The sequence below is a fragment of the Parapusillimonas granuli genome (genome assembly GCF_013416525.1).
Classification (GTDB): Bacteria; Pseudomonadota; Gammaproteobacteria; order Burkholderiales; family Burkholderiaceae_B; genus Parapusillimonas; species Parapusillimonas granuli.
The window spans coordinates 21737-34767 of record NZ_JACCEM010000008.1 but is presented as its reverse complement, the minus strand read 5'-3'; the positions used below and the strand labels follow the sequence as shown (position 1 = coordinate 34767).

The 13031-nt window shown below is 66.9% G+C and carries 13 protein-coding genes; 5 read left to right on the top strand and 8 right to left on the bottom strand.

Features of this window, described 5'->3' with window-relative positions:
* The first annotated feature begins 53 nt into the window (after positions 1-53).
* The 3 genes from scpC (at position 54) to H0A72_RS15160 (ending at position 4854) form a co-directional block, all read left to right on the top strand.
* Positions 54-1547, top strand: a complete 1494-nt coding sequence (gene scpC / locus H0A72_RS15170; RefSeq protein ID WP_180156827.1) for a succinyl-CoA:acetate CoA-transferase ScpC — start codon at positions 54-56, stop codon at positions 1545-1547.
* Positions 1548-1602: 55 nt separating this feature from the next.
* On the top strand, positions 1603-2586 hold the full coding sequence (locus tag H0A72_RS15165; RefSeq protein ID WP_180156825.1) for a diaminopimelate dehydrogenase: 984 nt from the start codon (positions 1603-1605) through the stop codon (positions 2584-2586).
* 150 nt (positions 2587-2736) lie between these two features.
* Positions 2737-4854 (top strand): AsmA family protein, encoded by a 2118-nt coding sequence (locus H0A72_RS15160; protein WP_180156823.1) that lies wholly within the window; start codon positions 2737-2739, stop codon positions 4852-4854.
* A gap of 33 nt (positions 4855-4887) precedes the next feature.
* Here the strand turns inward: H0A72_RS15160 and H0A72_RS15155 are convergent, their stop codons facing one another.
* The 6 genes from H0A72_RS15155 to H0A72_RS15130 form a co-directional block, all read right to left on the bottom strand.
* Positions 4888-5442 carry an MgtC/SapB family protein gene (locus H0A72_RS15155; RefSeq protein ID WP_180156821.1) on the bottom strand — a complete coding sequence of 185 codons (555 nt, stop codon included), beginning with the start codon at positions 5440-5442 and terminating at the stop codon, positions 4888-4890.
* A gap of 36 nt (positions 5443-5478) precedes the next feature.
* The gene (locus H0A72_RS15150) at positions 5479-6474 is read right to left on the bottom strand and encodes an aldo/keto reductase (RefSeq protein WP_180156819.1); all 996 of its coding nucleotides are present in this window, start codon (positions 6472-6474) and stop codon (positions 5479-5481) included.
* Between the two features lie 115 nt (positions 6475-6589).
* Positions 6590-8041: a carboxylesterase/lipase family protein gene (locus tag H0A72_RS15145; protein WP_180156817.1), complete on the bottom strand. Its 1452-nt coding sequence runs from the start codon at positions 8039-8041 to the stop codon at positions 6590-6592.
* A gap of 1 nt (position 8042) precedes the next feature.
* A complete protein-coding gene (locus H0A72_RS15140) occupies positions 8043-9023 on the bottom strand; it encodes a Bug family tripartite tricarboxylate transporter substrate binding protein (RefSeq protein ID WP_180156815.1) in 981 nt (326 codons plus the stop codon).
* Positions 9024-9047: 24 nt separating this feature from the next.
* Entirely contained in the window at positions 9048-9665 is a 618-nt protein-coding gene (locus H0A72_RS15135) for a TetR/AcrR family transcriptional regulator (protein WP_180156813.1), read from the bottom strand.
* A gap of 116 nt (positions 9666-9781) precedes the next feature.
* Complete coding sequence (locus H0A72_RS15130; protein WP_180156811.1) at positions 9782-10234, bottom strand: PaaI family thioesterase; 453 nt, start codon at positions 10232-10234, stop codon at positions 9782-9784.
* Positions 10235-10286: 52 nt separating this feature from the next.
* Between H0A72_RS15130 and H0A72_RS15125 the strand changes: the two genes are divergently transcribed.
* Together H0A72_RS15125 and H0A72_RS15120 are read left to right on the top strand one after the other, a co-directional pair.
* On the top strand, positions 10287-10700 hold the full coding sequence (locus H0A72_RS15125; protein WP_180156809.1) for a DUF2946 family protein: 414 nt from the start codon (positions 10287-10289) through the stop codon (positions 10698-10700).
* Positions 10701-10800: 100 nt separating this feature from the next.
* A complete protein-coding gene (locus tag H0A72_RS15120) occupies positions 10801-11355 on the top strand; it encodes a copper chaperone PCu(A)C (protein WP_180156807.1) in 555 nt (184 codons plus the stop codon).
* An 18-nt stretch (positions 11356-11373) separates the two neighbouring features.
* Here the strand turns inward: H0A72_RS15120 and H0A72_RS15115 are convergent, their stop codons facing one another.
* The gene (locus H0A72_RS15115; RefSeq protein ID WP_180156805.1) at positions 11374-12204 is read right to left on the bottom strand and encodes an alpha/beta fold hydrolase; all 831 of its coding nucleotides are present in this window, start codon (positions 12202-12204) and stop codon (positions 11374-11376) included.
* 9 nt (positions 12205-12213) lie between these two features.
* Positions 12214-13011, bottom strand: coding sequence for an ABC transporter ATP-binding protein (locus H0A72_RS15110; protein WP_180156803.1), 798 nt, complete (start codon positions 13009-13011; stop codon positions 12214-12216).
* Positions 13012-13031: the final 20 nt, after the last annotated feature.

The window sequence follows — 13031 nt, the reverse complement described above, 5'->3', positions numbered from 1 at the left end:
TTAATCTCTGCTGCCGTGTGACGGCAAATTCAATTTGTAATTCGAGAGACAACATGCATACCAAGCGAATTCGTTTTCCGGGCCTGGAAAAAAGACTCATGTCCGCCCAAGAGGCGGCGGAATTGTTCCGCGACGGCATGGTGGTCGGGATGAGCGGCTTCACGAAAGCCGGCGATTGCAAGGCTATGCCGGCCGCGCTGGCCGAGCGCGCCAGGCGCGACGGCCTTTCCATCACCTTGATCACGGGCGCCTCGCTGGGCAACGACAGCGACGGCGTGATGGCCGAGGCCGGGCTGCTGGCGCGCCGCATGCCCTTCCAGGGCGATGCGACGCTGCGCCGCAAGATCAATGCCGGCGAGGTCATGTTCATCGACCAGCACTTGTCCGAAACGGCCGAACAGCTGCGCGCCGGCAATCTCGACGCGATCGACATCGCGGTGATCGAGGCGGTCGCGATCACCGAAGACGGCGGCATCGTGCCCAGCACCTCCGTGGGCAATTCGGCCAATTTCGCGCAGCAGGCCAGGCGGGTGATCATCGAGTTGAACCTCAGCATGCCGGCGGCGCTGGAAGACCTGCACGACATCTACGTGCCTGGTCCGCGCCCCGGCCGCCGACCGATTCCGCTGACGCATTGCGGCCAGCGCATCGGCACGCGCGCCATTGAAGTCGACCCCGCGCGCATCGCCGCCATCGTGCTGACCGACAGCCCGGACAGCCCCTCCACCATCCTGCCGCCCGACGCCGAGACGCAGTCGATCGCCCGGCATGTGGTGGGCTTCCTGCAGGGCGAAGTCGACGCGGGGCGCCTCGAGCCCTCGCTGCTGCCCTTGCAGGCCGGCATCGGCACCATCGCCAACGCGGTGCTGCACGGCCTGGTGGGATCGCCCTTCAGCGGCATGACCATGTATTCCGAGGTGCTGCAGGACAGCGCCTTCGACTTGCTGGATTCCGGCCAGCTGACCTTCGCCTCGGCTTCTTCCATCACGCTGTCCGAGCGCCGGCACCAGGCCTTCCTGGACGACGTCGAACGCTATCGTTCGCGGCTGCTTCTGCGCCCGCAGGAAATCAGCAACCATCCCGAGATCCTGCGGCGGCTGGGCCTCATCGCCATCAACACCGCGCTGGAATTCGACCTCTACGGCAACGTGAATTCCACCCACGTGGGCGGCACCCACATGATGAACGGCATAGGCGGCTCGGGCGACTTCGCCCGCAATGCGCATTTGTCCATCTTCGTGAGCAAGTCGGTGGCGAAGGGCGGCGCGGTCTCCAGCGTGGTGCCCATGGCCACGCACGTGGACCACACCGAGCACGACGTCGACGTGGTCGCCACGGAATGGGGCCTGGCGGACCTGCGCGGCCTGGCCCCGCGCGAACGCGCCCGGCTCATCATCGAGCGCTGCTGCCACCCGGATTTCCGCGACGAGCTGCGCGCCTACTTCGAGCGCGCCTGTGCCCAGGCGGGCGGGCAGACGCCGCAGCTGCTCGGCGAGGCCTTCGCCTGGCACCTCCGGTACCGCGACACGGGGTCCATGCGCCCTTGACCGAGCCGGGGTCGCTACAATTCCGATGTTCATAATGACAGAAGGAATGGCAGCAATGTCTGGGAAAATCAAAATCGGCATCGCCGGATACGGCAACCTGGGGCGCGGCGTCGAGTCCGCGATTTCGCAAAGCAGCGACATGGAACTGGTCGCGGTGTTCTCGCGGCGCGATCCCGGCGCCGTGAAAACGCTGGGCCCCGTGGCGGTGCACGCCATGGACGACATCGCGCGCTTCCAGGGCGAGATCGACGTCCTCATTCTTTGCGGCGGGTCCAAGAACGACCTGCCCGAGCAGGGGCCGGCGCTGGCCGCCTTGTTCAACACGGTGGACAGCTTCGATACGCATGCGAAGATTCCCGAATATTTCGAAGCCGTCAACCAGTCCGCCGAGCCGGCGGGCAATGTCGCCTTGATTTCCGTGGGCTGGGATCCCGGCCTGTTCTCCTTGAACCGCCTGTTCGGCGAAGCCATCCTGCCCGAGGGCGCAAGCTACACATTCTGGGGCAAGGGGCTCAGCCAGGGGCACTCGGACGCCATCCGGCGCGTGCCCGGCGTCAAGGGCGCGGTGCAATACACGGTGCCCGTCGACGAGGCGGTGGCGCGCGTGCGCAGCGGCGCGGCGCCCAAGCTCAGCACGCGCGAGAAACACACGCGCGAATGCTATGTCGTGCTGGAAGAGGGCGCCGATGCCGCGCAGGTGGAACAGGCCATCGTGACCATGCCGGACTACTTCGCCGACTACGACACGACCGTCACGTTCATCACCGCCGAAGCGCTGGCGCGCGATCACGGGGCCATGCCCCACGGCGGCTTCGTGATACGCAGCGGCTCGACCGGAAACGGCAGCAAGCAGGTGATGGAATATTCGCTCACCCTGGAAAGCAACCCCGAGTTCACTTCCAGCGTGCTGGTCGCCTATGCCCGCGCCGCCCATCGCCTGAACCAGCAGGGCGTGGCGGGCGCGCGCACGGTGTTCGACGTGCCGCCCGGGCTGCTGTCGCCCAAGACCCCGGCGCAGCTGCGCAAGGAACTGCTCTGAAGCCCTGCGCCGCCCGTATTTCAGCGCCGGCAGGGCCAGGGGTTTTGTAGCGTTTGGTTTACCCCGGTTGCATGCTTCGCGCCCGGCCCTTCTACAATGACTTGACATTGTTGACCTACGCAAGTTTTGCGGCGGGGACCGGGAGCGATCATGCCACGCTACGTCAAAATAACCTTGTGGTCTCTGTTCGGGCTGCTGCTCGCGGTCGTGGCTGCGGCGGCGCTGCTGGCGAGCGCCAACTGGAACTTCGCCCGTCCCTGGGTCAGCCAGCGCGTGGCCGACGCCATCCATCGCCCCGTGCAAATTCGGGGCGATCTCGACGTCGATTGGCTCCGGCCGCCCCAGGACGCCGACGGGCCGCGCTGGCTGCCGTGGCCGCGCGTCACCGCCAATCAGGTCGTGGTCGGCAACCCTGCCTGGGCGGGCGCAGGCAAGACCATGGCCGAGGCGTCGCGCCTGGTCGCCACCATCGATTCGGGCGCGCTTTTCCATCGGGTCTTCCGCTTGAGCCAACTGCACATCGAGGACGCCTCGCTGCTGCTGGAGCGCCAGGAAAACGGAGCGGTGAACTGGGCGCTGAACGCATCCACGGAAGAAGCCAAGACGCCGTCCGAATGGAAGTTCGATCTGCAGTCCCTGTCGCTCACCAGCGTCCGGGCGCAGGTGGTGGACGCGTCCCGGGAACTGGACTTCCGGACGGAACTGGACAGCATTGCGCAGCCGGGCCCGGACGGCTATGGCCTGGAATGGAAGGCGCAGGGCCGGTATCGGCAGGCCGAGCTGACCGGCGAAGGCAAGTCGGGCGGCGTGCTGTCTTTGCGCGACGGGGCCGAGCCTTTCCCTTTCCGGGGCAAGGTCAGCGTCGGGACGACCACCATCGGCCTGGAAGGGTCGGTGACCCGGCCTCAATCCCTGGCCGCCCTGGACGTGCGCCTGATCCTCGCCGGCGACACCATGGCCGATCTGTTGCCCCTGCTGGGCGTCGCGCTGCCCGAAACACCGCCTTACGAAACCGAAGGTCGGCTGGTCGCCACGCTCGAAGGCGAGGACGATGTCTGGCGCTACGAGGAATTCAAGGGCGTGATGGGCAAAAGCGATTTGCGCGGCACGCTTGAATACCATCGGCGCAAGCCTCGGCCCCTGCTGACGGGCGAAGTCCAGTCCAGCCTGCTGCGCCTGCGCGACCTGGGCCCGCTCATCGGGCTCGAAACCAGCGGCATGGAAAAGCGGGAGAAAAAGGAGTCCGACTTCAAGCAGCCCGCCGACAAGGCGTTGCCCGCCAAGCCGTTGAACACCGACGCCTGGAAGGTCATGGATGCCGACGTGAAGTTCGAAGGCGAGAAAATCCTGCGCGACAAGGACTTGCCGCTGGACGATATCAAGGCTCATGTGGTGCTGGAGGACGGCGTGCTGTCCTTGAAGCCGCTCAACTTCGGTTTCGCGGGCGGCACGCTGGCCAACGAGCTCGTGCTGGACGGCCGCGACGAGCGCATCAAGGCGGACCTGTCGGCCCAGGCGCGGCATCTGAAGCTCAAGCAGCTGTTCCCCGGCGCGGAACGCATGGACGCGAGCTTCGGCGAGTTGTTCGGCGACGCCAAGCTGAAGGGGCAGGGCGTTTCCCTGGCCGAACTGCTGGGCAACTCGAACGGCGAATTGCAGGCGATGGCGAGCCGCGGCACCATCAGCCGCTTCCTGCTGGAGGCCGCCGGCCTGAATGTCGCCAACATGGTGATGGTCCAGATCTTCGGCGACGAGCAGGTGATCATGGACTGCCTGGCCAGCGACTTCGCCGTCAAGGACGGCGTGATGCGGGCCAGGGTCTTCCGGCTGGAAACCGACGACGCCGTGGTCGACGTCGAGGGCCGGATCAATCTGGCCGAGGAAAGCCTGGATTTGCGCATCCTGCCGCAAAACAAGACGGTGCGCGTCTTCACGCTGCGCTCGCCGCTCTACGCCAAGGGCACCTTCAAGAACCCTGACGTGGGGGTCGAGAAAGGCCCTCTTGCCGCCCGCGTGGGCGCGGCCGTCGCGCTGGGCGTGGTCGCCACGCCCTTCGCCGCCATCCTGCCTTTGCTGAACGTCGGCACGGACCAGAGCACCGGCTGCGCCTCCTTCGCGAGCGCGGGCGGCGCAAAGAAAGAAACGACCGGCGCGGGCCGGGACGCGGCCAAGGAAAAGCCGGAGTCCAACAAGGAAATCCAGAGTTCGCGCACCGACGGCGCCGAGGAAAAGGACGAGGCGGGCTTCCCCAAGACCATCACGCCTTAGGGCCGGCGCCGGCCGCCGCCGCGCGGCAGTCCGTCATTTCGTCGGGGTATCGGGGCCCGCCTTGCGCTTCGCTGCGCGGCTGTCTTCGGGGCCCGGTTCCGGGCGGTCGTGTATCACGCGGTTTTCCAGCCGGTGCACGATGGCCAGGATGAACAGGGCGGCCAGCGTGCTGATCACGGCCGTGGTTTCCTTGCCCATGCCGGCCGCGATGCCGATGGCGGCCGCGACCCAGATGCTGGCGGCGGTGGTCAGGCCCTTGACCTGCTCGTCCTCGCCGAGCTTGATGATCGCCCCCGCGCCCAGGAAGCCGATGCCGGCGATCACGCCCTGCAGCACGCGGCTGGCGTCCGCCAGCGGCATGCCGCTTTGCAGCGGCACGAAGACGAAAATGGCGGCGCCCAGGGATACCAGCATGTGGGTGCGCAGCCCGGCCGCCTTGCCGCGCAATTCGCGCTCGAAGCCGATCGCGGCGCCCAGCAGAACCGCCATGGTCAGCCGCAGCACCATGCGCGTGGCCTCGGAGGCGTCGGGGATGTCGGAAAATTCCTGGACGATGGTCGTCCAGATGCTGTCTGTGATGTCCATCATCGTGGCGGTATCCCCGCGGGCGGCGGCCGCTGCGCCTCAGCGGCCGAAGAAAGGGTAGCTGGGGTCGTTGTACCCATGCGTGGACGCATGCCCGGGCGCGACCAGCTGATCGACCAGCGCTTCGTCTTCCTTGCCTAGGACGAGGTCGAGCGCGGGGTAATAGTCTTCCAGCTGGGCAAGCGTGCGGGGCCCCGCGATGACGGCGCTGACATGGCGGTTGGCCAGGACCCAGGCCGTGGCGAAATGATTGAGCTTGATGCCTTTCCCCTGGCAGTGGGCCTGCAGCTTCTGGGCGATCTCCAGCGACTCCCGGCGAAACTCCGTCTGCATCATGCGCCGGTCGCCGCGGCCGGCGCGGGTCTCGGGGGCGGGAGCCTGCCCGGGGGTATACTTGCCGGTCAGGACGCCGCGGGCGATGGGGCTGTAAGGCACCACGCCCAGCCCGTAATGGGCGCAGGCGGGCAGGATCTCGACTTCGGGCCCGCGGTTCAGCAGGTTGTAATAGGGCTGGCAGGCGATGGGGCCCGGCATATTGGCTTTTTCACACAGGCGCACCACTTCGGCGATGCGCCAGCCCCGGAAATTGGACAGGGCGAAGGCGCGCACCTTGCCGGCGCGTATCAGGTCGCCCACCGTGCGCACGGCTTCGTCCAGGTTCTCGTCGTGGAAGTCCCTGTGCAGATACAGGATGTCGATGTGCCCGGTATCCAGGCGGCGCAGGCTGTTGTCGACTTCACGGGTGATCCAGTGGCGCGAATAGTGCGATTCGTTCGGCCGCATGCTCATGGCGTTGCCCAGCTTGGTCGCCAGGACCCAGTCGTCGCGCCGGCCTTGCAGCAGCCTGCCGACCATTTCCTCCGACTTTCCCTTGGTGTAGACGTCGGCGGTGTCGATGAAGTTGATGCCGTGTTCCTGGGCGGACGCCACGATGTCCCGCGCCTCGGAGAATTCGGTCTGGTCGCCGAACATCATGGAGCCCAGGCACAGGGCGGATACTTTCAGGTTGCTGGCGCCAAGGCGTCGGTATTGCATGCGGGTCTCCTGGTGGGCGGCGCGGACGGCGCGAGCCATTGCAGCGATTATGCCATTGCCGAGTCCAAATCGGCATGCCCCGGGCCTGTCGTGCCTGGAAGTTGGCCGTGTCCCGTCAGGCGCCGAATCGTCTGAAGCCCGAAGCCGTGATCGGCGGCCAGCCGGGGTCTCCCGACTTGACAAAGCCCAGCCAGGCGCCGTGCATGTCACCGGCCAGGCCGCGCCACGATTGCCGTGGCGGGCCGATGAAGCCCTTTGCGCCGTCGTTGTCCAGATTCAGGAAGACGAAGGGCAGCTCCACGCCGTGCGCCGCCCCGAGCTCCCCGCCGAAAAGAGGGGATCTCCATGCGAAGGAATACTCGTGTACCTGGACTCCCCTGGAGGCCAGCGCCGCGGCGAGCTCGCGCGCCGGGGCGTGATACAAATGTTCGGACTGCAGCGCGCACAGAATCTCACCCGGGGTGCGCCTGTCGGCGGACAGGCGCCGGGCGCATCGGTCGATGGCCTGCGGATCCAGGCCGGCATCGCGCACGAAGCGCCGCACGTCGTCCATCGTGGTGCTGCGGATTTCGCCGCTGGGCACCATATAGAAGCGGGCTTCTTCCTCATTCGAGCCCAGCAGGACCGAAGCGGGCAAGCGCTCGCTGCCCATCAGGGCGCGCGCGGGAGGCTCGGGCAGGCAATCGCCGTCGACCACCGGCCTCAAAGGAAAGCGCTGATGGGCGCCGAAGCCGAAGGTGCGCCGCAGTTCGGAGTCCCCGGCCAGCCTGGCCAGGGCCATGGCGTGCGCTTCGGCGGGGGCTGCCAGGAACGCCGCCGGGTCGGCGGGATGGCCGGCCAAGCTTGCAATGGCTCGGCGAGCTGTCCTTGCGTCGTCGTGGCTGTGGGTGGCGGTGCTGGGGCTTTGCAGGATGGCGCGCTGGAACAGGCCGGCGGCGGACGGCATGCCGAGCAGGCAGGCGATCGCGCCCGCCCCGGCGGACTCCCCGAACAAGGTGATGCGTTCGGGGTCGCCGCCAAAGTCCGCGATATTGCGGCGTATCCACCGCAAGGCGCATACGATGTCCAGCAGGCCTCTGTTGGCGGGCGCGCCCGCCAGATGAAGGAAGCCGTCGACGCCGACCCGGTAGTTGACGGAAACGAACACGGCGCCGCCCTGGGCGAAGTTGCCGCCGTCGTACAAGGCGTCGTTGGCGTTGCAGCGTATGAAGCCGCCGCCCGGTATCCACACCATGACCGGCAGCGACCGGCCGGCGGGCGGGTCCGCGGGAGTCCAGATGTTCAGGTTCAGGCAGTCGGGGCCGCCCAGCATGGCAAGGCGGTCGCGCGCGGCTTGCAGGGGCAGGGTGCCGAATTCGAGCGCATGGAACGGTTCATCGCCGGGATCGGGATCCAGCGCTTGCGGAGCGTCGAAACGGGCCGCGCCCGCCGCAGGCTTTGCATAAGGGACGCCCAGGAACCAGCGCAAGGTCCGGCTGCGCCGGCCCTGTATGAGCCCGCCGTTGCGCAAGGCCACGACAGGGCCGTCCAGGCCGTCGCGCGCCGGCATGCCGAGGGTTTGCCGCAACTTAGTTTTCGCTTGCCAGCCCGAGCGCGTCGATCAACGGGCGCCATACCCGGACGTCGGCTTGCGCGCGGGCCTCCAGATCGTCGCCGGTGGTGGCCAGGGGCTCCACGTTCATGGCCTGCAAGCGTTTCGTATAGCCCTGGTCGTTCAGGCACTGGCGTGTGGCATCGTTCAGGCTGCGTATGGCCGCTATGGGCGTGCCTTTCTTCGCCACCACGCCTATCCAGGCCGGGCGGGCCAGGTCTTGCGCGTCGAGCAGTTCGGTGATGGCGGGCACATCGGGGAAGGCGGGCGAGCGCTGGCTGGCGAAAAGGGCGATCGGCACCAGCTTGCCGGCCTTCACCTGAGGGAGCGCCGTGCCGGACACCAGTGTCATGATCTGGATCTGATTGCCGATCAGGGCGGTGACGCCCGCGCCTTCCCCCACGAAGGGAACGTGGGTGCCGGGCGCTTTTATTTTGCTGACCAGGGCGGTGGTCAGCAAGTGGGCGGGGCTGCCTTTGCCGGGCGAGCCGAAATTGACGCCGCCGGCGGCCGCCTTGGCATGGGCCGCCAGGTCGTCCAGGTTCTTGATGCCGGAATCGGCGCTTGCCGTCAGGATCATCGGAGTGGCGCCGAACACCGTGACGCCCGAGAAATCCTTGGCCGGGTCATAGGGCATGTTCTTGTACACATAAGGCGTAATCGTCATTTGCGACATGCCGATGGACATGACGGTGTAGCCGTCCGCCGGCTGGCCCTTCAGGTTATTGATGGCCAGTATGCCATTGGCGCCGGGCTTGTTCTGCACCACGAGCGGCTGCGCGACCTTCTGGGCGACGCATTCGGCCCAAATGCGCGTCATCGCGTCGGAGCCGCTGCCGGGCGGCTGCTGGGCAATGACCGTGATGGGTTTTTCGGGGTAGGCGCGCGCATCCGGCCCGATCAGGGCGGTGCTGAGGAACACGGCGGCGGCCAAGGTCGTCAAATACGGTCGTTTCATGGTGGGTCTCGGTTGGGGAGTGTTTTATGCCATGGCGCAACGGCTTGCGATCAGCTTTGCCAGGCTTTCGAGCTGCTGCTGGGTGGCTGCGCCGTCCGCATCGAAGAGCTGGAGCAGGCCCATGCCCCTGAGTGCGGAAAAAACCAGGCCGATGAAACCGTCGGCATCGGGCGCATCGGCCAATTCGGGAAAGGAGGCCAGGAACCTGGGCCTGAGTTCGCGCATGAGGTCGGCCCGCTGCCGGGCGATATGCGCCAGCAGCTCGGGCTTGCCTTTGCAGCCCAGGTAAGTGCTCCACGCGGCGACGAAACGCGGGTGCCGGTAGATCAGCTGCCAGGCGTTGCCGACGAGGAGCCGAGCCCGCTCGTTCGGCGGCAGATCGCTGGACGGCCATAGCTTGCCGGCCTGGTGGCCTTCCTTGATCAGGTGGTTCAGCACTTCCATCATCAGGTCGCCCTTGGACTTGAAGTGGTGCTGTATGGCGCCCGGCGTGACGCCTGCGCACTTGGCCACTTCGAAGAAGGTGGCCGCTTCGAACCCTTGGTTCTGGATGATGCCTATCGTCGATTCAATGAGGCGCTGTCGCATCATTTGGCTGCGTTCGGCGTGGCTGCGCTTGAGCTGCTTTCGTCCGTTTTCCATGGCAATACATTTTACATTATGGGTATATTGTAAATTGGCGAAGCCGGACGCCGGTATGAGGGTTTACACCTGCGACCGCGCTGTGCCGGAAGCGGCGAGCCCTATGATGGAGGCGTTTACGAGGCCGCCGCCGTCCGCGGCAGAGACCAGGTGCTGATGGCCTGCGCGACCGGGTCGCCGCCCGCGGCGGGAACGAGCAGGACTTCGCCCGCCGCGAGGCGGCCGGTCTTGAGGATGGTGGCCCGGGCCAGGATGCCGCCCGGCGGCGCCTTGCGCAGGAAATTCATGCTGAGGCTGGCGGTGACGGCTTCGCTGTTGCCCGTCGCGCCAAGGATGGCGGCGTACAGCGCGACGTCGGCCAGGCCCATCAGCATGGGGCCGGCGACGATGCCGCCCAGGCGCTGGTGGGAGCTGCGGTCCGGCAGGCGCAGCAACGCTTGGCCCGGCCCGATCTCGAGCGTTTCGATTTCCAGCACCGAAGCGAAGGGATGATGGCTCGCAAGCAGCCGATTGAACTCGGCGACGGAGATCTTGCCGGCCTGGGCGTCGCTGGTCTTGGATGGGTTCATGTCGTCCTGTCCTGTCTTCTGTTCGTATGGGCCATAGTACACTTGCGCTGTGATGAACAGATACTGGTACGCGTCGATGGCAGGCGGGCGGCAAATTGGCCTGAAGGCTTTGCTGCTGGCCTTCCTGTTGCGCGCCCTGGTGCCGGCGGGCTACATGCCGGTGTTTCTGTTCGCGGGCCACGCCGCGCCGGCGCTTACGGTCACGCTATGCGTGAAGGGCCTGTCCGGCAGCGTCATCGAAACCCTGGCCCTGGATACGCAGCACGGCCATGCCGAGCCGCAAGACCTGGACTGCGCCTTCGGTTCGGCCGTGGGCCATGCCTACACGCCGCCCCCCGCGGCGGCCGCCTTCCTGCTTCCGGACCTGGTGTCCGAAGCGCCGCCGCCGGCGCCCGCCGGCGAAGCCGGCAGCCGGCGCACGCCCGGCCCGCCGCTGGGCTCGCGGGCGCCTCCGTTCGTTGTCTGAGTCTCCCCATTAGCTTGCGCTGCACCTTGACCCCGAACAAAGAGCTTCGGACCTTCATCGCGTAGCCTATCGAGAAACACACAATTGAATGGAATACATCATGAAAAAATCGATCCTGAACGGTTTGCTGGTCCTGGCCGGCGTGGCAACGGCCCTGTCGGCATCCGCGGGCAACATCGATTCGGCGCAACCCTTGCTGATGGCGCATGCCGGCCACGCCAAGGCGGAGCACGGGCACGTCGCACACAATGCCGCCGCATTCGCCGGCGCGAAAGTGTCTGACACCATCTCGGTGTCGAACTGCTGGATACGCGCCATTCCGCTGCCCGCGCCTTCCGCGGGATACTTCCTGATCAAGAACGGCGGCGCCAAAGAGGCCAAGCTCGTGGGCGCGGCATCCGCCACCTACGGTATGGTCATGCTGCACCAGACCACGCACGAGGGCGGCATGAGCCGCATGTCGGAAGTTCCCGAAATCGTGATTCCGGCCGGGGGCGAACTGCTGTTCAAGCCGGGCGGCTATCACGCCATGCTTGAAAAGCCGGCCAAGGCGCCGGAGGTAGGCAGCAAAGTCGGCATGGATTTCCTCTTCGGCAACGGCGAGAAGGCAAGCGCCGAATGCGAAGTGAAACCCGCCAACACCAAGGCCCACTAAGCCGCCGCGGCGGCGCCCTCAGTCGGGGGCGCCGCCTTCCACGCCGCGCAGGAAATCGGCGACCGCCTGGTTGAAAGCCTTGGGATTGGCCAGGTTCATTCCATGCGCCGCCAGCGGTATCGTCACGCGCGTGGCCCTGGGCAGGGCGTCTTGCAGGCTGTCCAGCCGGCTGACGTAGCGCTCGGGGCTGTGCGCGCCTCCGATCAGCAGCACGGGCCGATCCAGGCCCGGCAGGTCGCTGCGGCGGATGCCGGGGTTCTCTTCCCGCAACTGCGAAAACAGGGTGTAGGCGTTGTCGTGCACCATGGTTTTGAACCAGCCCACCATTTTGCGCCAGGTGTCGGGGCCGTTCACGGCGTCCACGAAGCCGGCCAGGGCCGCTTCCGTATCGCCTTTGCGCAGGAGCTCGGCGATGTCCGAACGGAAGGACCGGACCGGCGGCTCGTCGTCGAATGCGAAGCCCGGGTCGGCGAGCATCAGCCCGTCGATGGAGCGCGGCGCCCGCAGGGCCATTTCCAGCGCGACCTGGGCGCCGCGCGAATGGCCCAGGACATGCACGCGCCCGCCGTTCCGCAGGCGCTCCAGCAGCTGCAGCATGTCGTCGGCATGCCGTTGAATGCCGAAGCCCGGATCCTCCCCCCGCAGCGCGCGCGGCCAGTAGCCGCGCAGGCTGGGCGCGATCACCGTGTGCGAGCGGCTCAGCGCCGGGATCTGCCAGCGCCAGTAGCGATAATCGCAGAGCGAGCCATGGATGAGCAGCAATATGCTCCCGTGGCCGGCCCGGGTGTAGTGGATGTCGGTGTCAGGCAGTGAAATCGCCTGTTCGGCAAGCCCGAGGATATGAGGCATGATGTCGGTTCAAAGTTGGATGAGGCCGTCGACGAAAACGCCGGACTGGCCCGCGTGGCCTGTCTGGATATGGGCTTGCACCTTGAAGGCATGGGCCAGGTGCTCCGGCGTGACCACGGCTGGCGGCGGCCCCGCCGCCAGCAGCTTGCCCTGGTACAAGAGCAGGGCGGTGTCGGCATAGCGCAAAGCCATGTTCAGGTCATGCACCACGATGATGATCAGCATGTTCCGCTCACGGGCCAGCCGGCCCAGCAGAGCCATGACGTGGTGCTGGTAGTTCAGGTCCAGCGACGCCAGGGGTTCGTCCAGCAGCAGGGCGCCGGGCTGGTCGGCCAGTGTCTGGGCCAGCCCTACCAGCTGTTTCTGGCCGCCCGACAAGGCGTCCAGGTATTTGGGCGCCAGGGCGGCGATGCCCAGGCTGTCCAGCACCGCCACGGCCCGCTGCATGGCCTGTTCGCGATCGGTGCGCCGGCGCACGTTCAGCGCCACGAGCATGGCCTCGGTGACGGTCAGGTGAACGGCTTCGGGCAGCGACTGCGGCAGGTAGCGCAGCACCTCGGCGCGCTGGCGCGCCGGCTGGGACAGCATGTCGCAGGCTCCGAAGGAAAGCGCCTGGAAGCGCGCCGGCACGAGGCCGGCCAGTGATTTGAGCAGGGTCGACTTGCCGCTGCCGTTCGGCCCCAGCAGGGCGACGACCTGCCCGGGCCGCAGAGGGGGCAGGTCGAGCCCGTCCAGGACCCGCAAGGAACCGAAACGGCAGGATGCGCCCCTGACGATGAGTGCGTGGCGATCGATGGCCGCTTCCATATGCTGCTGTTGCCGTGTCG

Bases quoted from the DNA above. Each gene is read 5' to 3' on its own strand.
- scpC (WP_180156827.1), top strand. From the start codon at position 54: ATGCATACCAAGCGAATTCGTTTTCCGGGCCTGGAAAAAAGACTCATG.
- H0A72_RS15165 (WP_180156825.1), top strand. From the start codon at position 1,603: ATGTCTGGGAAAATCAAAATCGGCATCGCCGGATACGGCAACCTGGGG.
- H0A72_RS15160 (WP_180156823.1), top strand. From the start codon at position 2,737: ATGCCACGCTACGTCAAAATAACCTTGTGGTCTCTGTTCGGGCTGCTG.
- H0A72_RS15155 (WP_180156821.1), bottom strand. From the start codon at position 5,442: ATGATGGACATCACAGACAGCATCTGGACGACCATCGTCCAGGAATTT.
- H0A72_RS15150 (WP_180156819.1), bottom strand. From the start codon at position 6,474: ATGCAATACCGACGCCTTGGCGCCAGCAACCTGAAAGTATCCGCCCTG.
- H0A72_RS15140 (WP_180156815.1), bottom strand. From the start codon at position 9,023: ATGAAACGACCGTATTTGACGACCTTGGCCGCCGCCGTGTTCCTCAGC.
- H0A72_RS15135 (WP_180156813.1), bottom strand. From the start codon at position 9,665: ATGGAAAACGGACGAAAGCAGCTCAAGCGCAGCCACGCCGAACGCAGC.
- H0A72_RS15130 (WP_180156811.1), bottom strand. From the start codon at position 10,234: ATGAACCCATCCAAGACCAGCGACGCCCAGGCCGGCAAGATCTCCGTC.
- H0A72_RS15125 (WP_180156809.1), top strand. From the start codon at position 10,287: ATGAACAGATACTGGTACGCGTCGATGGCAGGCGGGCGGCAAATTGGC.
- H0A72_RS15120 (WP_180156807.1), top strand. From the start codon at position 10,801: ATGAAAAAATCGATCCTGAACGGTTTGCTGGTCCTGGCCGGCGTGGCA.
- H0A72_RS15115 (WP_180156805.1), bottom strand. From the start codon at position 12,204: ATGCCTCATATCCTCGGGCTTGCCGAACAGGCGATTTCACTGCCTGAC.
- H0A72_RS15110 (WP_180156803.1), bottom strand. From the start codon at position 13,011: ATGGAAGCGGCCATCGATCGCCACGCACTCATCGTCAGGGGCGCATCC.